Origin of the sequence: Solwaraspora sp. WMMD937 (assembly GCF_029581175.1) — a bacterium.
Classification (GTDB): Bacteria; Actinomycetota; Actinomycetes; order Mycobacteriales; family Micromonosporaceae; genus Micromonospora_E.
This window is the reverse complement of the sequence record NZ_CP120738.1, coordinates 4,910,611-4,933,684: the sequence shown is the minus strand read 5'-3', so window position 1 is coordinate 4,933,684 and position 23,074 is coordinate 4,910,611. Positions and strand designations below refer to the sequence as shown.

The window sequence follows — 23,074 nt, the reverse complement described above, 5'->3', positions numbered from 1 at the left end:
AGATCGCAGGAGGCGACGCAATGAGCGACCCGATGAACGCCCTGGCCCCCGAGTACCGGCGGCTCCGGATCGGCGACGCCTGGCGCGACGCCGCAAGCGGTGCCACCTTCTCCGTCGAGGACCCGGCCACCGGCAGGACCATCGCCGAGGTGGCGGACGCCGACGTCGTCGACGGGCTCGCCGCTCTGGACGCGGCGAGCAAGGCGATGGCGCAGTGGGCGGCGACCCCGCCGCGGAAACGGTCAGAGTTGTTGACCGCGACGTACCGGGCACTGACCGAGCGATCCGAGGAGGTCGCCCGGCTGATAACGCTCGAGATGGGCAAGCCGCTCGCCGAGGCTCGGGCCGAGGTGGTCTACGGCGCCGAGTTCTTCCGCTGGTTCGCCGAGGAGGCGGTGCGCGTCGAGGGGCGTTACAGCACCGCTCCCGCAGGTGGATATCGCATCCTCACCGTGCCGAAGCCGGTCGGACCGTGCGTCTTCGTGACGCCCTGGAACTTTCCGTTGGCCATGGGTGCCCGCAAAATCGCTCCCGCGCTGGCAGCGGGCTGCACGACGATCACCAAGCCGGCAGCTCAGACACCACTCACCATGCTGTTCCTGGCCCGCATCATGGAGGAGGTCGGCGTACCCCCGGGCGTCGTCAACGTGGTGACAACCAAGCGTGCCGGCGAAGTGGTCTCCGCACTGCTAGCCGACCGTCGGACCCGCAAGCTTTCGTTCACCGGGTCGACCGAGGTCGGGCGCGTGCTGCTCCGGCAGGCGGCGGACAACGTGCTGCGCACCTCCATGGAACTGGGTGGCAACGCGGCCTTGATCGTGTGTGCCGACGCGGATCTGGACGTCGCGCTCGACGGTGCCATGGTGGCCAAGATGCGCAACATCGGGGAGTCCTGCATCGCGGCCAACCGGATCTACGTCGAGGAGCCGGTGCGCGAGGAATTCACGGCGCGCTTCGCCGAGCGGATGGGCGCGCTTTCGGTGGGCCATGGTCTCGACGACGGCGTGGACGTCGGGGCATTGATCGACGAGGCCTCGGTCGCCAAGATCGACGAGCTGGTCGCCGACGCGGTCGATCGCGGTGCCCGCGTCTTGGTGGGCGGCGAGCGTCCGGATGGGCCGGGCCACTTCTACCCGCCTACGGTCCTTGTCGACGTGCCCGAAGACGCGCGGATCCTGGAGACGGAGATCTTCGGCCCGGTGGCGCCGATCATCCCGTTCACGTCCGATGACGAGGTGATGGCGAAGTCCAACGACACCGAGCACGGCCTCGTCGGATACGTCTTCACCCGTGACCTGCAGCGGGCGCTGCGGTTCACCGAAGGGCTGGAGACGGGGATGTTGGGCATCAACCGTGGGCTGATCTCGGACCCGTCAGCTCCCTTCGGAGGCGTGAAGCAGTCCGGGATCGGCAGGGAGGGGTCGCACGAGGGCATCCTTGAATACCTCGATCTCACCTACGCGGCGATCGACCTACCGTGACCGACCTGCTGCTCCGGGTGCCCGGGCCCGATCGAGCTCGGGCGCCCGGCGCGCGCCTGCGCCACCGGGCGGCCAACCTTGCCGACGCCGTTCCGGTCTCGCAGATGACCTGGACGTCCCGCCCAGCTAGTCGCCGCCGACGTTCGGAGAGACACTGACATGCTTGAGACCGTCCGCGGACCACGCCAGCTGATAGTGGGCGAAGGGGTCGCGCAGAACATCCCACGAGTGGTGGCCGAGAGCGGTTCGCGAGTCCTCGTCGTGACCGACCAGGTTCTACTGGGACAGCCGGGCGTGGCCGAGATCGTCGCCGCTGTGCGGGAGAAGGTCGAGGTCGTCGAGGTGTTCGCCGACGCCACTTCGGACGTGCCGCTCGCCGATGTCGCCCTGGCCGTCTCGGCCGCCGCAGAGGTGGATGCCGACGTGATCCTCGCCATCGGTGGCGGCACGGTGATCGACCTCGCCAAGATCGTCGGCGTGATCCGGCGCCACGGTGGGACGCCGCGCGACTTCTACGGCGAGTCGAAGGTGCCGGGGCCGACGATTCCTCTCGTCGCGGTCCCGACGACGTCCGGCACCGGCTCCGAGCTCACACCCGTCTCGGTGTTGACCGACCCGGACCGCGAGCTGAAGGTGGGGGTTTCCAGCGTCCACATCGTGCCCGACTTCGCCATCGTCGACCCCGAACTCACCTACACCTGCCCCGTGACCGTCACCGCCCACTCGGGCATCGACGCGTTCTGCCACGCGGTGGAGAGCTACACCGCGCGACCCCGGGCCCACGGACCGCGCGACCCGGTGGAGCAGGTGTTCCTCGGCCGCAACCCGGTCACCGACCACTACGCGCTCCTGGCTGCGGAGCGGATCGCCCGTAGCTTGCGTCGCGCGGTCCGGGACGGAGGCGACAAGGACGCGCGCGCGGACATGTCCTACGGGTCCGTGCTAGCCGGGCTCGCGTTCTCCCACGCAGGCAACGCGGCCCCGCACGCCCTCCAGTACCCCATCGGCGCAGCTACCCACACGCCGCACGGCCTGGGCGTCGGACTGCTACTGCCCTACGCGCTGGCGGCGGCCAGGGATGCCATCGGAGACCGGCTGGCCATCCTCGCCGGCGTTTGCGGGCTCGACGTGACCGACGCCTCGGAGGCCGAGGCCGCAGATGCGTTCCTCACCTGGCTCAACGGGCTCCTTGCCGACATCGGCATCCCACCCACCTTGGCGGACATCGGCGTGGCCCGTGCCGACCTGCCCCGCTTCGCGGAAATGGCCAGTGGCGTCACCCGTCTGATCCAGAACCATCCGGGCCCGACCGACGCCGCGAGCCTGACCGCCATTCTCGAAGCGGCCTGGACCGGGGACCGGTAAGGCGCGGAAGCGGCGGCTGGCATCAGTTGGACCAACTGTGGCCGGCCGGGTACCAGGGCTGCCGGGGGACTGGCTCTGGCCGACGGCGACGGCGACGGCCGTCGCGGTGGCGGCCAGAACGCCTTGGCCCTTGCGCGGGGGGTCGGCGGTCGGCCGGTAGACGATCCGCAGCGAGGTAGAGGGTCCAATGTCCTCGGTGTCGCCTGTCCCGACGTCGAGTCGCCGGCAGGTCATCTGGCGTTCCAGCGAACATCACTGTGGATGATCAAGACGGCTCGGTCAAAGCCCTGGCGTAAGCAGGGTGATACTACGTAAAGTGGCTATGTGGTTACAGCCCGGCTGACCATTGGTTGGATGCGACGCGAACCGGCGACCACTGTGGTCACGGATGAGTCGCCACGCGGATCCGCTCCAGCCGGTGCCACCTGGGGCGAGATTCCCGAACTCGACGAGCGACTCCCGAACCGCGACACGCCGACGGCCGGCGACGGTCGCCAGGGCAGCACGGAAGCGCTCGCCGTCGCGGTCGCGCAAGACCGGGCGGGTCCGACCGCGCAGTGCCGCTGCCCAGGCAGCGGCGGCCGCGGTCATGGTGACGGGCGGATGCCGACGAGGCACCGATCCCAGGCAAGGGTCGACACCACATGAGGGAGGGCACGTGATTCTCTACAACACGTCCATGGGAGTGGCCGCCGGGCTGGCATTGATCCTGGTGTCGCTGCTGCTTCAGCGGGCTGCCGCAGCCGCCCTGCCGGCTTTCGACAACACGGATCCCGATCCGGCGCAGGACCGGCCGGTGGCGGTGGCACCAGCCGGCGGCACCTTCGACCCGCGGCTGTGGGCGGTGGTACTCGGCGCGCTCGGCCTGGTCCTCGCGCCGCTGGGCGCGCTGATGGCGACCACCTGGCCGTTGACCGTCAACCCGCCACTCAACTTCATCTTCGGCGAGCCGTGCCTGATCCTGGGCGTCTTGCTGCTCGCCGCAGCGGTATACCTCTGGCACCTGCGAGGCGACCTTGCCGGTCTGCAACAGGTGGACCTCACCCCCGTCGCCGTGGTCGTCATCGGACTCGGCGGCGTCCTGATCGCCTGTGCCGCCGCGATCGCACGGTTCGAGATCGTCGGCGGCGCGCCGGCCGCCGAACCCATCACCGGGCTGCTCAACAACTATCCACTTGTGGAGAACACCTTCTTCGTGCTGCTCTACCTGGCGGCCGGCCTCGGTGCCATCCTGGCGCCGCTGAGCCGCCTGCGTCCGGGCTGGCTGCTCACCGCCGCGCGGTGGCTGTGGTTCGGCAGCGGACTGGTCTTCGCCCTGTTCAGCATCTTGAACTACTACACCCATGCCGGCCTGGACATCAACCTCCGTCTCGGTACGGAGTACCGGATCTGATCAGCCTGCGCCCGGCCTGACCACAGAACGTATCCGCCGCGACCCGTGAGACGCCGGCACCGGCCCGGCGTCTCACTACGAGCAGACGGCAGCCAACAGCCGCTGCGTTCACCGCGCCGGTGGCGGGGCCGATCTGCCGGGACGCCTGCTGTCAGGCCGGGCGGGTAGGGGCCCCGTCGCGGACGACTGCTATCACATAAAATGGCTACCCTTTCCGACTGGTCGCCCAAGTGAGTTGCGGCCGGCCGGATGGCTGACCTCGTCATGGACCCCGATCGGTGCGTTGGCGCCGGGCGCTGTGTCCGGTTGGCGCCGGAGCTTTCGATCAGGATCCGGGGACCGGTGTCGTGGTGGGGCGGGCCGGGGCGGCTGATCCGCTGGGCAGTGACGCGCTGCGGGAAGCGGTCGGGCTCTGTCCCTCGGGTGCGCTTCGGTGGGGCGGGCCACCACCTAGTTGACAATGGCTTCCATCCCAACCCTGCTGTCTGGGTGCGGGTGATCCGCGCACTCCTGTGCTCGACCTTCCCGAGGAGCATCCCTTGGTGCGTACTATTGATCGGCGAACGCTGCTGCGGGCCGGCGCGGTGTCCCTGACCGCCGCCGCGGGCGTGCCCATCCTTGCCGGCTGCTCGACCGACGACGCGGCCACCACGGGGCCCGTCGCCGGCACGCCGACACCCCGACCCGGAGGAACCCTCAGGGCCGCGTTCGTCGGCGGTGGAGCCGCCGGGACGCTCAACTTCTTGATGGGACCGACCGGTCTGGACTACGTCCGGGCCCGCTGCATGCACGGCGCGCTCGGCGTGCTCGATCCGGCGGCCGAGCACGGCGTCCGGTACGGCGTCCTGGAGCGCATCGACGTCAGCGACGATCTGCGCACGTACACCGTGAAGGTCCGACCCGGCGTCACATTCACCGACGGTTCCACCCTGACCGCCCACGACGTGCTCTACTCGCTCAACGCCCCGGTCACCCTCGGGTCGCTGCCGTTCCTCAAGCCGCCGTCGCAGAACTTCGACCTGGCCGCCGCGACCGTCGACGACGACCTGACCCTCGTCCTGCCGACGCTGCGCCCGATCGCCGACGGCCGGCTCGTGCTCTGTCAGAGCAGCCTGGTCTTCAAGGACGGCACCACCGAGTCACCCCGGACATGCCGAGCTGCGGGCCCTTCACCCTGACCGACTTCGAGCCCGGTCAGGGCGCCGCCTTCACCCGGCACGACGACTACTACGGACTGGCCCTCGGCGGGGGCCGTACCTGGACGGGCTCGAACTGCGGACCATCCCGGACGCCGCCGCCCGGGTCAACGCGCTGACCGGTGGACAGGTCGACTTCGTCAGCGACATCGGGCCGGTTGCCGCCCGGACGGTGGAGGAGGACGAACAGTTCGCAGTGGCCGTCTCCAACCTGCCGTACGCGACGTCGCTGTCCTTCGGGATCAATCTGTCCTTCGCCCCGTTCGCCGGCGTCCGGGTCCGGCAGGCGGTCAAGTACGCGATCGACCGCGAAGCGATCGTGCGTAACGTCTGCTTCGGTCGTGCCTTCGTCGGCAACGACCTGCCCTCCCTCGGCTTCACCGACCACGCCGAGGAGATTGAACAGCGGCCGTACGACCCCGACCGGGCGAAGGCGCTGCTCGCCGAGGCCGGTGTCGGCGCCGTCACGGTCGCGGTCACCACCGCGCCCGAGGTGGCGGGCATGGCCGAGACCGCGACGGTCGTCGTCGAGAACCTCAAGGCGGTCGGCATCGACGCCACCCTCGACCAGCGGCCAACTGGGCAGCTCTTCTCTGACTTCGCGGCCTACGTGCAGTTGCCGTTAGCCGCCAGCTACAGCCCGCCGGTGCCGCCGCTGTCCAGCTACGCCGCGACCCGTACCGCCGGCTCGCCGTCCACCTTCGGCTTCGACCGCCCCGACATCGACGAGCTCGTCAGCCAGGCCGTGGGGCCACGGACGCCGAACAGCGTCGGACGGCGGCGGTGCAGGCCCAGCGGCTGATCTGGGCGGCGGGCAACCAGGTGATCATACCTGGCGTGAGTCTGCTCCGGGTCGCCGCGCTTGTCGTCCGGCGTACCGCCGGCGCGGTGCTGGTGCTCGCCGTGCTGTCGGTGTTGATCTTCGCCGTCACGGAGGTGCTACCGGGCGACGCGGTCGGCGTCGTCGCCGGTGCCGACGCGACAACGACCGATCGGGAAGAGCTCCGCCGGGAGCTCGGCCTCGACGTGGATCCGGTGCAGCGGTACATCGACTGGGCGACCGCCGCCCTGCGCGGCGACCTGGGCACCGGGTACGTCGGCCGCCGCGAGGTGACCGAGGTGCTGGTTGACCGGCTGCCGAACAGCCTGCTACTGACCACCCTGGCGATGGCGCTCGCGGTGCCGCTCGCCGTCGCGGTCGGCCTGGTGGCGGGCATGCGCGCCGAGCCCGATGATGCCGGCGGCCGTCGAGGAGCTGCTGCGTATCCTGTCCGTCGCAGACTCGATCCCGCTGCGCGTCGCCGCCGCCGACATCAACCTCGACGGGACGCGCATCCAGGCGGGCGACGGCATCATCGCCCTGCTCGCCGCCGCCGACCACGACGGCGAGGTGCACCGACGCGACGACGACGGACTCTGCGCCGAGCTGAACCGGCTCGGCGGCACCCACGACGAGGTGCTGGCCGATCCGGAGCTGCGCCGGGCGGTGCTGGGCTACGTCCGTAACGACTACCGTCTCATCGAGACGTACCGGCCGGCGCCGGCGGCGCCGCTGGACTGCCCGGTCATGGTGCTGCGGGGCGACGCCGATCCGGAGCTCGACGACGGGCAGGCGTACAGCTGGGGCCAGCTGACCAGTGGCCGGTTCGACGTGCGTACCTTCCCCGGCGACCACTTCTACCTGGTGCCGCAGCGGCGCGCCGTCATCTCCGCCATCCTGAGCAAACTCGATCCGGTGCTGACCCGCACCCCGGTGGCCTGGCCCAGCATGCCGTGACCGCTACCCGGGTTCCGACCGTCCATGCCAACCCGTCCGATCGGAGGAGAGCCGGTGCGTGACTACTACTCGCCGGTGGCCGAGTTCTACGAGATGGTCGCCGCCCGACAGGCGACCAGCAGCGGACCGGCCCTGGCCGCCGCGCTCGCCGGTGTCGACCCGTCGGCCGGGCCGGTCGTCGAGATCGGTGCCGGTACCGGTCGGGTCACCGAGATCATCGCCGCGGCGCTGCCGAGCGCGCGGATTGTGGCGATCGAGCCGTCCACCGCGATGCGGGGGGTGCTGACCAGCCGGGTCGCGGCCGACGACGGGCTGCGGCAACGGGTCACCGTGGTCGACGCCGCCGCACCGGACCTGCCGCTGCCGGCGACCATCTGCGCCGCCGTGGTGTTCGGCGTCGCCGGCCACCTCGACGAAGCAGCGCGGGTCCGGCTGTGGCGGCTGCTGCGGCGCCGACTCGCCCCCGGCGGCGTGGTGGTGGTCGAGCTGATGGGCGTACGGCAGCCGCGGGAGATCCCGGCGGCGCTGTCGATCCGCGATTCGATCGGCCGGCACGACTACGAATGGTGGGTCGCCGGTGGCCCGGCCGGCGGTGACCTGATGCGGTTCACCACCACCTGGCGGGTGTACCGCTCCGGACAGTTGGTGCGTGAGGTGACCGACAGCTACGACTGGCACACCATCGACGGCGACCAGCTCGCCCGCGAGTCCGGCATGGTCAGCCGGCCCGCCGCCGCCGTCACCGGCGCCGGAGCCCCGGAGGTGGTCGTCCTTGCCGCCGCATGATTCGACTGCGGCCGCCCGCCGCACCCTGGTCACGGTCAGCGTCGCTGCGGCTATCACCACGATGGACATCACCATCGTGAACGTCGCGTTGGCGGCGATCGCCGCCGACCTGTCGGCCACCCTTCCGCAGCTGCAGTGGACAGTCAACGCGTACCCGTTGCTGTTCGCGGCCTTGCTGCTCGTCGGCGGATCGGTGTCGGACCGGCTCGGTCGGCGGCGTGGTGCTGTTCACCATCGGTTCGCTGCTGTGCGGCGTCGCGCCCGATCCGCAGGTGTTGATCGCCGGCCGGGCGGTGCAGGGCATCGGTGGCGCGCTCATCTTCGCGCCCGCGTTGCCGTTGCTGGCAGCCGCCTATCCGGGCGAGCGGCGCAACGCCGCGATGGGCGTGTTCAGCGCGACCGCCGCCGTCTCCGCGGCGATCGCGCCGCTGGTGGGCGGTGCGCTGGTGTCGAGCCTCGGCTGGCGGTCCATCTTCCTGGTGAACCTGCTGCCCGGCGCGTTCGTGCTGTTCGGCGCGCTGCGCTGGCTGCCGGCCGCCGGTCGGCAGCCGGGCCGTCGGCTCGACCTCGCCGGTGCGGTCCTGGGGGTGCTGCTGCTCGGCGCGGTCAACCTGGCAGTCATCTCCGGCGCCGACGACGGATGGACGCGACCGGTCACGCTGGTCGCCGCCGGTGTCGCGGTGGTCACCCTGGTCCTGTTCGTCGCCACCGAGCATCGGATCGCGGACCCGATGCTGCAGCTGGCACTGTTCCGGATCCGGGCCTTCACCGGCGTCAGCATGCTGAGCTTCCTCACCCGTGCCGTGGGTTTCGGGACGATGCCGTACCTGGTGCTGTGGTTGCAGGGCATGCTCGGCTACTCGCCCCTGCAGGCCGGGCTGCAACTGTCGGCCCTGTCGGTGGCGATCGTCGGTGGCAGTCTTGTGGTGGCACGGCTGCAACACCGGTACGGCAACCGTACGGTCGTGGTCACCGGGTTCGTCGCCATCTGCGTGGGCTACCTGCTCGTCGCCCGGGTCGGTGCCGACTCGACCTGGCTGGAAGCGCTGCCGGGTCTGGTGCTGATCGGGGCCGGCATGGGGCTGCTGTTCGCGCCGTTGATGGGCATCTCGGTGTCGGTGGTCCCGCCACAGCAGGCGGGGATGGCCAGCGGTACGGCGAACGCGTTCTTCCCCCTTGGCACAGCCGTCGGTGCCGCGGTCTTCGGCGCGGTGCTCCCGGGTCGCGTTCGTCGACGGCCTGACCACGGTCGCCTGGGTGGCCGCCGGGGCGGCGGCCGTCGGGGGCGCGGTGGCGTTGATGACGGTCCCGTCCCGACGCGACAAGACAGACAGCTCCGTCGAGCGGGTGCCGACCAGGGCCGATGTTCGGCGACCGGCCGGCGGCGACTGATCGCGGAAGTGGGGCGATGTGGGCACCGGTCGCCCTGCCACCGGTGACCCGCACCCACATCGCCACCGACCCTCCTCGCCACCATTATGATAATGAGAACCGTTATGAACAAGGGGGTGGCGTCGTGAAGCAGCCGCCTGCGGAGGCGGGCCGGTCCACCCGCCAGCGCCACGAGATCCTCACCCTGCTGGACGCGACCGCCGAGTTTCGCAGCGCCCAGCAGCTCTACGCCGAGCTGCGTGCTCAGGGCTCGACCGTCGGTTTGACGACCGTCTACCGGACCCTGCAGGTGTTCGCGAACGCCGGCCAGGTGGACGTGATGCACGGCGCCGGTGGTGAGCAGCTGTACCGCCGGTGCAGCCAGACCGAGCATCATCATCTGGTCTGCCGGCTCTGCGCCCGTACCGTCGAGGTAGCCGGACCGCCGACCCAGGAATGGATCGGCCAGGTCGCCGACGAACACGGCTTCACCGATGTCAACTACATGCTCGAGCTGTTCGGGGTCTGCGCCGACTGCGTCCGGCACGGCGATGGCTGAACGGTCGAGGTCGGCGGTGACGGCTGGCCGGTTCCGCGAGGTGATGCGCGCCTATCCGACCGGCGTCGTGGGGGTGACCGCAGCCACCGACCGAGGCCCCCGCGCCTTGCTGGTCGGCTCCTTCTTCTCCGTCTCGCTGCGTCCGGCGCTGGTCGGGTTCTGCATGGGTGAGCAGTCCACCACCTGGCCGGACGTCCGTGGGGCGGCCCGGTTCGGGATCGGCATTCTCGCGGCCGACCAGCAGGACCTCGGCAGAACGCTCGCCGCCCCCGGCCCGCAACGCCTGGCCGGAGTGCCGTGGCGGCCGTCCAGCGCCGGTGTCCCGGTCCTCCCAGGCGTGCTCGCGCACCTGGAGTGCGTACCGGCCGCCGAGCACCCGGCCGGCGACCACACGATCGTTGTCGCGGAGGTCCGTTCCGTCAGAAGTCTTCGCGACCACCAACCGCTGATCTTCTGCCATCGCACCTTCGGCACCGTCACCGACGCCCGCAGCGGCGACCGACAGGTACGGTCCGGCTGATCGCCAGTCCCCGGCGGCGTAGCTGAACGCCGGATTATCGGCCGAGTGCGACGTGCACAGGTTGCGCCCCTGGCCCGCCACGGACTACCTGAGGTTCAAGCGTAGAAGTCACCATCGAGGCTGAGCTACGCCAGCTCGCCGGCCATGACCCTCGCCGAGATCAACACCGTGGTCGAGGCGCTCTCCGGCATCGCTGACGTCCTACGCACCGCCGACCCCGTCGACAAGGCCCAGGTCTACCAGCAGCTCGGACTCAAGCTCACGTACAAAACAGGCCCCCGCATCATCGAAGCGGAGGCCAACCCTGATGGATCAGGTACCAGTTTGTGTCCGAGGGGGGACTTGAACCCCCACGCCCTATACGGGCACTAGCACCTCAAGCTAGCGCGTCTGCCATTCCGCCACCCGGACCTACCCGGACCACTCTACCGCCCCCATTCGGTAGGTCGACAGCCGGACGTCGACACCGTGGGGTCGGCGGCTGAGGGCCGCACGGGGCAAGACTGTACACGAACGGAGTGGATCATGCACAACCGTGCCGACGGGCGTTGCCGGCAGGCACGGCGGCTAACCGGACAGGAGCATCTGGATGGTGCCGGCCACTGCGGTCACCGCGTCGAGCGGGGCGTCCGCGAGCCGGCAGATCGCCACACCGAGCAGCAGCCAGGCTCCTCGGCGGCGCAACACGACCCGGACGGTGACATGGAACTCGACCGGCGGCAGGGGCCGGGCCGCCTGGCTTGCTCCGACGCTGCCATCGCCGCCGGCGTCCGCGCGGTGACCTGGTCCGCGTCGGCCTTGGCCTCCGACCGACCGTCGTCCGGTCGTCATGACCGATTCCGATGTCCGGCCGACCGGTCCCGGATCGACTGACGTACCTCGGTGGCCGACATGCCGAACAGGTGCCTGAAGTCTCGGGCGAACTGGTCCGGACGGGAGTAGCCGTGCGCGGAAACGATCTCGTTGATGGCAGTCGACGACAGTTCCGGGTCGCGCAGGCTGCGGTGGCATTCCGTCAGCCGCAGTTTCTTGACGAGTTGCATCGGTGTCGTCCCGGTGTCTTCGAAGATCCTGTACAGGTAGCGGGGTGAGATGCTGGCGGCTCTGGCGATTGCGTCCGCGTCCAGATGCGGGTCGGCGAGTTTCCGACGGATCACTGCGGTGACGTGGGCGCGGTGCAGCATCCGGCGCGCGTCCGGGCTGATCCCGGGACGTTGACCGAGTCGTTGCCGGATGATGCCGCCCACGCATTCACCGAGAGCGTCGGCGAGCTGGGGGTCCGCCGACGGATCCCCGGCCTCGGCGATTCCGACCAGGAACGCCGCGACGAGCCCGCGTCCCGGCATCCGTCTCGGTAGGATCGAGCCGACGAGTGGGCGTACCGCCGCCTCGGGCGCTGGCACGAGAGTCCGGGGGAAGGTCACCATTGCCAACCTCATGGGGGTACGCCCGGGCACGTGCCGGGCATCCCAGGGGCGTGACGTGTCATAGAGCGCGATGTCCCGTGGGCGTAGCCGTCCCTGGTTACCGTTCTGCTCGACCCGGAGCTCGCCGCTGACGAGGACGCAGACCCGGTAGGACTCCGGATCACAGGCCCGGATCAGCCGTTGCGTCCGGAGGGCCACGCCTTCGGTGTCGGACAGCCAGCTCGTCGCCTCGACCTCATATTGGCCGATCTGGGCGATCCGCATCGCGGCGGTCAGGGACAGCGACGAACGGCCACGGATCTCCACCGGCGCGACCTCGGCAGTCGCTTCGGTTCGGTAGTACTCGTAGCGGTCCAGGGGATGGACCGAACCGGTGTCGTAGAGGGTACGCACTCCAAATCACTTCCTACTCGAAAACTCTGCTGACAAGAGAAGTGTCGGGCACCGTGGACCGAGTGGAGTTGGCTGTGGATGCACGAATCAAACTGTCGTACGTCGATATGCTGGCCGCCTTGCCGGTCAACCGTGTCGGCGTCAACGGCCGGCCAGGGGCAGGTCAGAGCATGTCAAGGGCCGTTGTGCCCCTGCCTGACAGGCACTGGAGCCGGGAAAAACCGCAGCGGCCCCCCTACGATCGGTCGTGGACGTACCCCCTGATGAGGAGGAATCCGCTCGTGACTGCCGTGACCGATCAGCGCACCGCGACCTGGGCCGGCCGCGCCGGCGCGGACGACGGGCTGCTGCGGGTGCTCGCCGCGCCCGACGACGCCGAACTGGCGCAGCTCGACGCCTGGTGGCGGGCCGCCAACTACCTGACCGTCGGGCAGATCTACCTGCGGGGCAACCCGCTGCTGCGCGAGCCACTCGCCCCGGAGCACATCAAGCCGCGGCTGCTCGGCCACTGGGGGACCAGCCCCGGCCTTTCGTTGATCTACGCCCACGTGTCCCGGTTGATCCGGCACACCGGCCAGCAGGCGATCTACCTCACCGGCCCCGGCCACGGCGGCCCGGCGCTGGTGGCCGCCGGCTACCTGGAGGGCACATACACCGAGATCTACCCGGACGTCACCCGCGACGAGGCCGGCATGCTGCGGCTGTTTCGACAGTTTTCCAGCCCCGGCGGCATCCCCAGCCACGTCTCGGTCACCACCCCCGGCTCCATCCATGAGGGCGGCGAGCTGGGCTATGTCCTGGTGCACGCCTTCGGCGCGGTGATGGACAACCCGGACCTGCTGGCCATCGCCGTGGTCGGTGACGGCGAGGCGGAGACCGGTCCGCTGGAGGGCTCCTGGAAGGGTGTCTCGTTCATCAACCCCGCCCACGATGGCGCCGTATTGCCGATCCTGCATCTCAACGGCGCGAAAATCGCCGGGCCGACGGTGCTGGGGCGCAAGGACCGCGGCGAGGTCCGTTCGCTGCTGGAAGGCCACGGGTACGAGGTCATCGAGGTCGAAGGCGACGACCTGCCCGGCATGCACGTGCGGTTCGCCGCCGCCCTCGCCGACGCCTGGGGCAGGATCCGCCGGATCCAGGACGCCGCCCGCTGCGGCGACTGGGACGGCTCCCGCCCCCGTTGGCCGCTGATCATCCTACGGTCGCCGAAGGGCTGGACCGGCCCGGAGCAGGTCGACGGTGTCACCGTCACCGGCACCTGGCGGTCGCACCAGGTGCCGCTGTCCGGCGTCCGGGACAACGCCGACCATCTGGCGATCCTGGAAACCTGGCTGCGCTCGTACCGCCCGGAGGAGCTGTTCGGCGCCGATGGCGCACCGACCGCGACGGTGACCGGCGTCAACCCCGACGGCGACCTGCGGATGAGCGCCAGCCCGCACGCCAACGGCGGCCTGCTGACCCGCGACCTGGACATGCCCGACTTCCGCGAGTACGCGGTCGACGTGTCGCAGCCGGCGCGGCTGCGCGCCGAGTCGACCCGCAAGCTCGGCGAGCTGATGCGTGACATCTACACCCGCAACCCGGACCGGTTCCGGCTGTTCTGCCCGGACGAGACGAACAGCAACCGGCTCGGCGCCGTCTTCGAGGTCTCCGACCGCGGCTTCATGGAGCAGGTGTACCCGTCGGACACCGCGATCAGCCGGCACGGACGGGTGATGGAAGTGCTGTCCGAACACAACTGCCACGGCTGGCTGGAGGGCTACAACCTGACCGGCCGCCACGGCATGTTCGCCACCTACGAGGCGTTCGCCATGGTCAGCGCGTCGCAGACGGTGCAGCACGGCAAGTGGCTGCAGGAGGCGGCGCACCTGCCCTGGCGGGCCAAGGTGCCCAGCCTGAACATCCTGTTGACCTCGACCGCCTGGCGCAACGACCACAACGGCTTCTCCCACCAGGGGCCCGGGCTGATCCAGGTGGTGCTCAACCAGCGGGGCACTGTGTCGCGGGTCTACCTGCCGCCGGACGCCAACTGCCTGCTGTCGGTCGCCGACCACTGCCTGCGGTCCAGGTCGTACGTGAACCTGATCGTCATCGACAAGCAGCCGCAGCTGCAGTGGCTGACCATGGACGAGGCGGTCGAGCACTGCGCCAAGGGTGCGGACATCTGGGAGTGGGCCGGCACCGACGACGGCAGCTCGGAGCCGGACATCGTGCTGGCCTGCGCCGGTGACGTGGTCACCATGGAGACGGTCGCCGCCGCGCAGATCCTGCGGGAGCGGCTGCCCGGCATGAAGGTCCGGGTGGTCAACGTGGTCAACCTGATGCGGCTGCCCCGGCCCAAGGACCACCCGCACGGCATGAGCGAGACGATGTTCACCGAGCTGTTCACCGACTCGGTCGACGTGGTGTTCGCCTTCCACGGCTACCCGGGGGCCATCCACCAGCTGGTGCACGGCCGGCCGGACGCCGACCGGTTCCGGGTGCGGGGCTTCATCGAGGAGGGCACCACCACCACGCCGTTCGACATGACGGTCCGCAACCGGGCGTCGCGCTACCACCTGGTGATGGACGCGATCAACAACGCCCGGCGGCTGCCGCGCGGCGCCGCCGACCTCAAGGTCTGGTGCGAGCAGCAACTGGCCAAGCACGAGGCGTACGTGGTGGAGCACCTGGAGGACATGCCCGAGGTGCGGGACTGGTCGCTGGGCGACTGGGCCAACCAGGGCTGAGCGCGGGTACCCCGACTAGGCTGTCCACATGGCAGTGGTGAAGATCAACGCGATCGAGGTCCCCGACGGCGCCGGCGACGAGCTGGAGCGGCGGTTCGCCGCTCGCCAGGGGGCGGTGGAGAACGCGCCCGGGTTCCTGGCGTTCGAGCTGCTGCGCCCGGTCGCGGGGGAGGGCCGCTACTTCGTCTACACCCGCTGGGAGAGTGAGGAGGCCTACCAGGCGTGGGCGGCCGGCCCGGCCCGGCAGGCCCACGCCGCCGGGGACGGCGAACGGCCCCGCCCGCCGGTGGCGACCGGCGCCAGCCTGCTCGAGTTCGAGGTGGTGCAGTCGACCAGCCGGTAAACGGGGTATACCTGCGCCCATGATGTGGCTGTGGGCGGTACCGGGTGGCGTGTTGATCGCCGTGGTGGTGGTCGACGTCTGGTTGACGATCCTGCACCCGGACGCGGAGGGCCCGCTCGCCGGCGCGGTCCGGCGGTCGGTGTGGCGACTGTCGTCGTTCGCCGCCAACCGGCGTCGCCGACCCGAGCGTACGTTGCTGGTCTGGGCCGGGCCGGTGCTGGTGACCGGCACCTTCCTGGCCTGGATCGTGCCGCTGGTGGTCGGCGTCGCGTTGGTGGTGTGGCCGCACCTGGACGGCTACCACCGGGTCGCCGGCTACGGCCCGACCGGTTTCGACGACGCTCTGTACTTTTCCGCCGGCACCCTCACGGTGCTCGGCTACGGCGACCTCACCCCGGACACCTCGGCGCAGAAGCTGCTCGCGGTGTGCGTCGCGGCGCTCGGCTTCGCGTTGTTCGCCGCGCTGGCGACGTACCTGATCGAACTGATCACCGGGTTGACGGTGCGGAACCGGTTCGCGCTCGCCGTGCACGACCAGGTCCGCGGCAGCGACGGCGTCGGGCTGATCGTGCGCAGCCTGACCGCCGAAGGGGTCGACGCCGCCCGGCAGCGCTGCGCGGACTGGGCGGCCGACCTGCGCGCGATCGACGACACCGTCCGGCGGTACCCGCTGGTGGCGCTCACCTACCGGCCGCGGCGGCCGGACTACGACCTCGAACCGGCTCTGGAACATGTCGTCGAGGCGACCGTCGCCGCGCTGCTCACCGCCCGCTGCGCCACCTGGCGTGGTCTCGGACCACGGGCCGAAGAGCTGGCGTACGCGTTGCTGCGCGCCCAGGACACGATCGCCCGCCGCTACCTGAACGACACGGTCCTGGACGTCGACGACGACGCCGACCACGAGGACGCCGACCAGATGCTGCGGCGGCTGCAGTCGCGGCTAACCGCCGCGCTGGGTGACCGGTACGACCAGAAGACGAGCCGGGACGGGCTGGTCGGGGTGGTGTTGGCCCGGTCTGTACCGTTCCTGGCCGGTCTGCGGGGCTGGTCCGCCCCGTTGGTGACGCTGCGCGACGTCGACCGGTCCTCGGCCGGCACCGGTCAATGTGATTAGCTGGCCGCTGCCGACAAACCGATGGGAAGGAGATGTCGGACGTGTCCGACGCCCTGGTCAGCGCCGCGATCGTGATCGGGTCGGCGGCTGCGGCGGCCCTCGCCGTCACCGTCGTCTACCGCATCCTCCGCTTCGCGGGCCGCCGTTCCATGCTGCTCACCGACATCTCCCGGCGCGCCTTCTGGCCGACGGCGATCATCGCCGCGCTGCTCGCCGCCCGCTTCACCATCCCGATCGCCACCACCAACGGCTGGCACGAGCCGGTGCAGCACGCGATCCTGCTGGCCACCATCGCCACCGGCGGCTGGCTGGTCGCCACCCTGCTCGGCCTGGCCGCCGACACCGCGCTGCGCCGATTCCCGATCGACGTCAACGACAACCTCGCCGCCCGCCGCGCGCACACCCAGATCACCGTGATCCGCCGGGTCGCGTTCGCCGTCGTCGGCGTGCTCACCGTCGGCGCGATGCTGATCACCTTCCCGGGGGCCCGCGCCGCCGGGGCGAGCGTGCTGGCCTCCGCCGGTCTGGTCGGTGTGGTCGCCGCGCTCGCCGCGCAGAGCACCCTCGGCAACATCTTCGCCGGCCTGCAGCTCGCCTTCGGTGACGCGCTGCGCCTCGACGACGTGGTCGTCGTCGAGGGCGAGTGGGGCCGCATCGAGGAGATGACTCTCGGCTACGTGGTGGTGAAGATCTGGGACGAGCGTCGGCTGATCCTGCCGTCGAACTACTTCACCACCACGCCGTTCCAGAACTGGACCCGGACCGCGTCGTCGGTGCTCGGCACCGCCGAGATCGACGTCGACTGGAGTCTGCCGGTCGAGTCGATGCGTCAGGAACTGCGTCGCATCGTCGAGTCGGAGGCGGCCGCGCCGCTGTGGGACGGTCGGGTCTGCGGGCTGCAGGTGACCGGGGCCACCGACGGCAACATCCGGACCCGCGCGCTCGTGTCAGCGGCGAACTCGTCGGCCCTCTGGGACCTAAGATGCCTGGTCAGAGAGCAGTTGGTCGCCTGGGTGCAGGAGCAGCACCCGCAGTCGCGGCCCCGGGTGCGCGCCGAGGTCGGCGGCCACGACGGGGGTGCGTCGCACCCGTCGGCTCCACTGCAGCGAGTCAATCTGTCCGACCCGGCGGCGGTCGAGACCACCCCCGGCGTCGGCGACCAGAACTCGTCCGCCGACCACCGGTAGGGCCGGCGTCTTCATGGATGCGCACCTGGAGAGTTCGATGGTCGCTGTCGCGCCGGGACAGGTGACCTTGTCGGACCGGCGGACGTAGCCGCCGGTGGTCGGTGAATCTCGAGCCGTTTCAGATCGGGGCTCTACCCGTCACGCAAGCCGAGTACGCCGTGGTTGTTGGCGGGCGTCCGAGCGCGGCCTGCGGGGACCGGCTGCCGACCGAAGCTGAATGGGAGCACGCGTGCCGCGCCGGCTCCACCAGCCCACGCTACGGGCCGCTGGATGAGATTGCCTGGTACCGCGACAACGTTGCGAGCGGGTCCACGATGTGGGCACCGGCAGCCGACGACTGGGGCCTGTACGACATGTCCGGTAACGTGTGGGAGTGGTGCTGGGACATCTACGATGCCGAAATCTACGGCATCTACCGGATGCTGCGCGGTGGCGGTTGATTCGATGAGTATTGGAGCTGCCGGGCATCCGTACGCTGTCGCAGCCATCCGACGTACACGGTCGGTGATGTGAGGTTCCACATTGCCGCTCCGGTGCCGTCTCCCCTCACCCAAGGCGGGGCTGGGTCGGATGAGCGTTCGCGGGCCGAGACGTTGAGCTTCTCCGCGCGTGGTGCGTAGGTTATTGGCGGGCGGCGATCACAGACCACCGCCCTCGCATTGTTGGGGCTCCTGTCAGATGCTGTTGTGCTGCCTCGTCAGGATCGCTGATAGCCGGGACAAGTTGTCGCCGGCGGGTCGATCAGACGTAGGTCAGCCACAGCAGGAGCACGGGCCCATAAGCAAGCGCGTTGTGCACTGTTGTGCCTCTCTGTTCGATTGCTGACGACGCCAAGGTCATCTGCTCCATACGTGAGACTACCCCACGTCTGACATACCCCCCAAAGGGGGATTTGGGTAACGAAACAACTACAAGCGGTGTTTTCGCCGTACAGGTAGCCACAAGAGGCACCAAAACTCGATATTCGACGGCTCAATCATTGCCAACAGGGCAGGGGTGCTACGGAGCGTGACGGTCTGTCTGGTTGCGTCACTCACGCCGGGACCCGCCGTGACGGCTTCCTTACATTTGAGTCGATCGCTAGCATGGGAAGCCGGGAGTAATCGCCGGCGGCCGGCGTGAATCAGTGAGGATCGCGCGCATTCACGTCGATCGGTGATCGATTGTGGGAGTGGCGCGCATGCCTGATCCGTTGGTGCTGGCTATTGCAACTGCGGCAGCCGGCAAAGGCGTCGAAACGTTGATATCCGACGGCAGATCGGCTGTTGGTGCCCTGTTCCGGATGATCCGTGACCGGCTGGGCCGGTCCGGGGCGCCGACATCCGAGCTGGACCAGGTGGTCGCCCACCCCGCCGATGTCGACCGTCGCGACGAGCTGGTCAGGGTGCTGAGCAGCGAGATCGCTGGCGACCCGGAGTTCGCCGACGAGCTGCGTCGGCGGTGGCAGCTAGCCCGGGCCGAGATCGACGCGTCGGTCGGCGGGGTGCGCAACGAGTTCAACGGATCTGCCGCGACGGTCATCCAGGCGCGGGACATCACCGGAGGCATCGCCATATAGGGGTGCGCCTCAGCCGGTTAGTCCGTCAATGTGGGAAGGATCTTCCATACAATGGAACGAGCAATTGGTCCCGGGGCGCGGTGAGCGACCCGAACAGCATGACTGGGGTAGTTTCCGGGGCGGTCGTTCAAGCGGGTGCGGTGCACGGTGGCATAACCATCCACAGTCAGTCGTCGCCCGTGACGGCTCCTCGGCAGCTGCCACCGCCTGCTGTGCACTTCACCGCCCGTACGGCTGAACTCGCCGAGCTGCACCGCGTCGCCGCCACCGGCCTGGTCGGTCCCGTCGTGCTGTGCGGCCCCGGCGGTGTGGGAAAAACTACATTGGCCGTCCGATGGGCCGATGACCTGCGAGAGCGCTTTCCCGACGGCCAGCTCTACGCCGCGCTGCAGGGGTTCAGCGGTGAGGAGCCACTCGATCCGTCCACAGTGCTCGGCGCGTTCCTGCGCGCCCTGGGCACCCCGGCCGCGCAGGTGCCGGTAGGCCTGGCCGAGCAGGCCGCCGCGTACCGTACCCTCGTCGCCGGACGACGGCTGATGGTTCTGCTGGACGACGCCTTCTCCGCGGCGCAGGTCCGGCCGCTGCTCGCCGGCCCACCGGCCACCACGATCGTGACGAGCCGGCGGCGGCTGGTCAGCCTGGTCGGCGACGGCGGCCGCCTGATCGACGTGGCACCGTTGGCCGCCGCCGAGTCCGTCGAGCTGCTCACCCGCACGATCGGCGCCGACCGGGTCGACCGCGAGCCGCAGTACGCGGCGGAACTGGCCGGCATCTGCGGCGGGCTGCCGATCGCCCTGTGCGTCGCCGCCGGCCGGCTGACGCTACGTCCGCACATGTCGATGCGGTCGATGGTGGCCGCGCTCACCGACGAGGGTGACCGGCTCGCCACCCTCACCGCCGCCGAACCCGGCCCGTCATCGATCTTCGACACCACGTACCGCAGCCTGACTCCGTCGGCGGCCGTGCTCTACCGGCGACTGTCGCTGCATCCCGGCCCGGACTTCGGCGTCGAGGCGGTCACGGCGGTGCCGGTCGACCTCGCCGACCCGGCCGGCGGCCGGCCCGGCGACGGCCCGCTCGTCGAGTTGCTGGAGGCCAACCTGTTGCAGGAGACGGCCGAGGACCGGTTCCGCTTCCACGACCTGCTCCGGCTGGACGCGCAGCAGCGGTGCGCCGCTGAGGACACCGAGCGGCAACGGCACGCGACCGTACGCCGGATCGCCGAGTTCTACCTGTCCGCCGCGCACCGGGCAGACCTGACCGTCACCCCGTACCGGCGCCGGATCGACTACGCCTACCTCGACGACCGGGCGGTCCGGGTGCCGCGCTTCGCCGACCGGGCCGCCGCGCTCAGCTGGCTGGACCGCGAGCTGGTCAACCTGGTCCACGCCGGCCGGGCGGCCCTCGACCACGGGTACGCCGAGCTGGCCTGGCGACTGTGCGACGTGCTCTGGCCGGTCTTCCTCTACCACAAGCATTACCGGCACCGGCTGGAGGCGGACACCCGGGGCGTCGAAGCCGCCCGGATCTGGGGCAACCGGTGGGCGGAGGCCGACATGCTCAAGCGGCTGAGCCGGGTGAGCACCAAGTTCGGCCGACTCGACGAGGCCGAACGGCACATCCAGCTGGCGATCGGGCGGTACCAGGAGATCGGCGACGAGCGTGGGGCGTTGGACGCCGAGGAGGCGCTGGCCTGGCTGCACCGCGACCGCGACCGGCCCGACCTGGCCGAGCAGACCCTGGTAGGGGTGCTGGCCGGCTACCGGCGGCTCGCCGACGCCCGTACAGTCGGCCTGGCCTGCCTGCATCTGGGCTCCCTGCGGGTGCTGCTGGGCCGGGCCGACGAGGCGTTGCCGTTGCTGACCGAAGCGGAGGCGGTCTTCGACAGGCTGGCCACGGTCGACCCGTACAACCAGGCACGGGCGTGGATCGCCCTGGCCGCCGCACTTGTCGGCACCGGCGACCTGGAGCGGGCGGAGCAGCTGGCGACCCGGGGGCACGACCGGATGAGCGGCCTCGGCTCCGACCACGAGCGGGCCGAGGCACTCGACGTGCTGGGTCAGGTGGCGCACCGACGTGGCAACGACGACATCGCGCGGCTGCACTGGTCGGCCGCCGCCGATATCTTCGCCGGCCTCGGTCTAGCCGACCGGGCCCGGTCGGTCCGCCGTGCACCGTGACCACCGGTGGTAGAGCCGGTGGGCCACCGCGACGAGCCGCTGCGGCGCCGGTCCGGCGCGCCGGGCGCGTCCGGTCGCCGAGCGGTAGGTGCGGACCGTGACGTCGCCCAGGCATCGGATCGCGACGGCGACCCGGCCACGGCCGACCTCTGCGGCGACCGCCAGCACCGCACCGGGGTAGCGGGCGAGCAGCGTCGCGCACCGGCAGCTGGCGCAGCCACCCGTCCAGTCGATCAGGATGTCGGCGAGCGCCGGATGGTACGGCGCGGCTGCAGGCGTGTCGTCGGTCGGCACGTGCAGCACGCTGATGACGGGTTCCTCGTCGGGCGTCGCGTGGGCGACGTCGGCCCGGGTCACCGGGGACTCCGGTGGATGGCTGGCACCGGCACCGGTGCCGCCGACCGGTGGCGGCCCGGTTCCGGCAGCCCGAGCAGTTCGTACAGGCGGCGGCGCAGCAGGGTGACGGCGGCCATCGGGCGACCGGTCAGCGCCGCCGCCACCGCGCCGTGGTCGATCGCCGGTGTCTGGGCCAGCTGCGCGGGCAGCGGCCGGTCCAGGTCGAGCCGTCCGGCGGAGGTGGCCACCAGATGCTGCGGCGAACCGGGTACGGCAACGCCGCTGGGGCCCGGTCCGAGCAGGACCCGCCGGCCGAGGGCTCCGGCGTACGCGGTCACCGAGCCGTGGTCGCCGATGACATGGTCGGCGGCGACGACGAGGGACCGCCAGTCCTCGGCGGGGTCCAGCAGGATCAGCCCGTCCTGCTCGCAGTCGCGCAGCCAGGCGCGGACCTGCCGGACGCCGTGCGCACCCCAGACGGCCGGGTGCAGCAGGGCCGCGACCCGGTACCGGTCGGCCGGCAACTGGTGCATGACGGTCGAGATGAGATCGGGGATCCGGCCGAACAGTCCGGCGCGGCCCCAGGTGGACCCGATCACGACAAGTTGCTGGCGGTCGCCGACCCCGATCGCCTGGCGGTACCGTCGGCGCAGTGGCAGGCTGGCGACGAGCCGGTCGTAGCAGGGGTCGCCGATGACGAGCGCGGTGGGCAGCACCTCCGGGCACTGCCGGCGCAGTACGGCGAGTTCGTGTTCGTGGCACACGGCGACGGCGGCCGCGATCGGGCGTCCGTCGCGGGCCAGGCGTTGCGCGTCGAGGCCGTACACCGGGGCGCCGGGGGCGGGCAGGCCGTCAGGTACGGGCGAGGGTGCGGTCTTGCCGTGCCCGGCGCCATGGGCCATCACCACCAGCGGGGCGTGGATCTGCCGTAGTCCGCCGTACGAGGCGGCGAGCGCGAGGTCGAACCGGTGATTCACCGCCTGGTGCCAGGGCAGTACCAGCGCGCCGGTGCGCCGAAGATACCCGGTGACGCCCCGGTTGAACACGTCCGGTGCCACTGTGAAGACGATCTGCAGACGCGGATCATCCTCAATGTGCTCGATCACGTCGAGCAGACGCTGGGTGCTGACCAGGGTGTGCGCGACGCCGAGAACCGTACGGCAGTTGGCGCGCGTTACCCAGCGATCTGCGTCGATGCCGATCGGTGCGTCGGTCCATTCCGTGATGGTCAACTGGACTCCCTCCGTGGCTGCACGGGCCTATGGGAGTAGCATCGACGCTTCTGTTGTCAGTTGACTTGCCGGTAGCCTTGCATGGTACTTGCGTAGTGCTCGCAGCAGTATGTCGGATTTTGGACTG

The 23,074-nt window shown here is 70.4% G+C and carries 18 protein-coding genes, 1 tRNA gene and 2 pseudogenes; 17 read left to right on the top strand and 4 right to left on the bottom strand.

Going from position 1 to position 23,074, the window contains the following annotated elements; all coding sequences use genetic code 11:
- The first annotated feature begins 20 nt into the window (after nucleotides 1-20).
- The 10 genes and pseudogenes from O7621_RS21940 (at nucleotide 21) to O7621_RS21890 (ending at nucleotide 10,448) form a co-directional block, all read left to right on the top strand.
- Nucleotides 21-1,481 (top strand): NAD-dependent succinate-semialdehyde dehydrogenase, encoded by a 1,461-nt coding sequence (locus O7621_RS21940; RefSeq protein WP_282234683.1) that lies wholly within the window; start codon nucleotides 21-23, stop codon nucleotides 1,479-1,481.
- Nucleotides 1,482-1,640: 159 nt separating this feature from the next.
- Nucleotides 1,641-2,846, top strand: a complete 1,206-nt coding sequence (locus O7621_RS21935) for an iron-containing alcohol dehydrogenase (protein WP_282230995.1) — start codon at nucleotides 1,641-1,643, stop codon at nucleotides 2,844-2,846.
- Between the two features lie 658 nt (nucleotides 2,847-3,504).
- Entirely contained in the window at nucleotides 3,505-4,239 is a 735-nt protein-coding gene (locus tag O7621_RS21930; RefSeq protein ID WP_282230994.1) for a DUF981 family protein, read from the top strand.
- Between the two features lie 542 nt (nucleotides 4,240-4,781).
- Entirely contained in the window at nucleotides 4,782-5,417 is a 636-nt protein-coding gene (locus O7621_RS21925) for an ABC transporter substrate-binding protein (RefSeq protein ID WP_282230993.1), read from the top strand.
- Nucleotides 5,398-6,237, top strand: coding sequence for an ABC transporter substrate-binding protein (locus O7621_RS21920; RefSeq protein WP_348775326.1), 840 nt, complete (start codon nucleotides 5,398-5,400; stop codon nucleotides 6,235-6,237). The genes O7621_RS21925 and O7621_RS21920 overlap by 20 nt, the downstream gene beginning before the upstream one ends.
- A gap of 432 nt (nucleotides 6,238-6,669) precedes the next feature.
- Nucleotides 6,670-7,212: a thioesterase domain-containing protein gene (locus O7621_RS21915; RefSeq protein ID WP_282230992.1), complete on the top strand. Its 543-nt coding sequence runs from the start codon at nucleotides 6,670-6,672 to the stop codon at nucleotides 7,210-7,212.
- Between the two features lie 54 nt (nucleotides 7,213-7,266).
- Nucleotides 7,267-7,998, top strand: coding sequence for a class I SAM-dependent methyltransferase (locus O7621_RS21910; RefSeq protein ID WP_282230991.1), 732 nt, complete (start codon nucleotides 7,267-7,269; stop codon nucleotides 7,996-7,998).
- A 209-nt stretch (nucleotides 7,999-8,207) separates the two neighbouring features.
- Nucleotides 8,208-9,437 (top strand): annotated as a pseudogene (locus O7621_RS29245) (MFS transporter); the annotation flags it as partial.
- A 77-nt stretch (nucleotides 9,438-9,514) separates the two neighbouring features.
- The gene (locus O7621_RS21895) at nucleotides 9,515-9,928 is read left to right on the top strand and encodes a Fur family transcriptional regulator (RefSeq protein WP_282230990.1); all 414 of its coding nucleotides are present in this window, start codon (nucleotides 9,515-9,517) and stop codon (nucleotides 9,926-9,928) included.
- Complete coding sequence (locus tag O7621_RS21890) at nucleotides 9,921-10,448, top strand: flavin reductase family protein (protein ID WP_282230989.1); 528 nt, start codon at nucleotides 9,921-9,923, stop codon at nucleotides 10,446-10,448. Before O7621_RS21895 ends, O7621_RS21890 begins: the two co-directional genes overlap by 8 nt.
- A 327-nt stretch (nucleotides 10,449-10,775) precedes the next feature.
- On the opposite strand, the gene O7621_RS21885 is transcribed toward O7621_RS21890, so the two are convergent.
- A tRNA-Leu gene (locus tag O7621_RS21885) sits at nucleotides 10,776-10,859 on the bottom strand.
- 416 nt (nucleotides 10,860-11,275) lie between these two features.
- Complete coding sequence (locus tag O7621_RS21880; RefSeq protein WP_282230988.1) at nucleotides 11,276-12,268, bottom strand: helix-turn-helix domain-containing protein; 993 nt, start codon at nucleotides 12,266-12,268, stop codon at nucleotides 11,276-11,278.
- Between the two features lie 353 nt (nucleotides 12,269-12,621).
- Here O7621_RS21880 and O7621_RS21875 point away from each other — a divergent pair, with 353 nt between their 5' ends.
- The 7 genes and pseudogenes from O7621_RS21875 (at nucleotide 12,622) to O7621_RS21845 (ending at nucleotide 21,379) form a co-directional block, all read left to right on the top strand.
- Entirely contained in the window at nucleotides 12,622-14,997 is a 2,376-nt protein-coding gene (locus O7621_RS21875; RefSeq protein ID WP_282234680.1) for a phosphoketolase family protein, read from the top strand.
- A 28-nt stretch (nucleotides 14,998-15,025) separates the two neighbouring features.
- Nucleotides 15,026-15,340 carry an antibiotic biosynthesis monooxygenase gene (locus O7621_RS21870; protein ID WP_282230987.1) on the top strand — a complete coding sequence of 105 codons (315 nt, stop codon included), beginning with the start codon at nucleotides 15,026-15,028 and terminating at the stop codon, nucleotides 15,338-15,340.
- A gap of 19 nt (nucleotides 15,341-15,359) precedes the next feature.
- Nucleotides 15,360-16,454, top strand: coding sequence for a potassium channel family protein (locus O7621_RS21865; protein WP_282230986.1), 1,095 nt, complete (start codon nucleotides 15,360-15,362; stop codon nucleotides 16,452-16,454).
- A 32-nt stretch (nucleotides 16,455-16,486) separates the two neighbouring features.
- Nucleotides 16,487-17,641 carry a mechanosensitive ion channel family protein gene (locus O7621_RS21860; RefSeq protein ID WP_282230985.1) on the top strand — a complete coding sequence of 385 codons (1,155 nt, stop codon included), beginning with the start codon at nucleotides 16,487-16,489 and terminating at the stop codon, nucleotides 17,639-17,641.
- A 13-nt stretch (nucleotides 17,642-17,654) separates the two neighbouring features.
- Nucleotides 17,655-18,168: pseudogene (locus tag O7621_RS21855) on the top strand (formylglycine-generating enzyme family protein); the annotation flags it as partial.
- A 755-nt stretch (nucleotides 18,169-18,923) separates the two neighbouring features.
- Nucleotides 18,924-19,199 (top strand): hypothetical protein, encoded by a 276-nt coding sequence (locus O7621_RS21850; protein WP_282230984.1) that lies wholly within the window; start codon nucleotides 18,924-18,926, stop codon nucleotides 19,197-19,199.
- Between the two features lie 179 nt (nucleotides 19,200-19,378).
- The gene (locus O7621_RS21845; RefSeq protein WP_282230983.1) at nucleotides 19,379-21,379 is read left to right on the top strand and encodes an NB-ARC domain-containing protein; all 2,001 of its coding nucleotides are present in this window, start codon (nucleotides 19,379-19,381) and stop codon (nucleotides 21,377-21,379) included.
- Here the strand turns inward: O7621_RS21845 and O7621_RS21840 are convergent.
- Nucleotides 21,341-21,736 (bottom strand): hypothetical protein, encoded by a 396-nt coding sequence (locus O7621_RS21840; protein WP_282230982.1) that lies wholly within the window; start codon nucleotides 21,734-21,736, stop codon nucleotides 21,341-21,343. The genes O7621_RS21845 and O7621_RS21840 overlap by 39 nt on opposite strands.
- On the bottom strand, nucleotides 21,733-22,947 hold the full coding sequence (locus tag O7621_RS21835; protein ID WP_282230981.1) for a hypothetical protein: 1,215 nt from the start codon (nucleotides 22,945-22,947) through the stop codon (nucleotides 21,733-21,735). Before O7621_RS21835 ends, O7621_RS21840 begins: the two co-directional genes overlap by 4 nt.
- Between the last annotated feature and the right edge of the window lie 127 nt (nucleotides 22,948-23,074).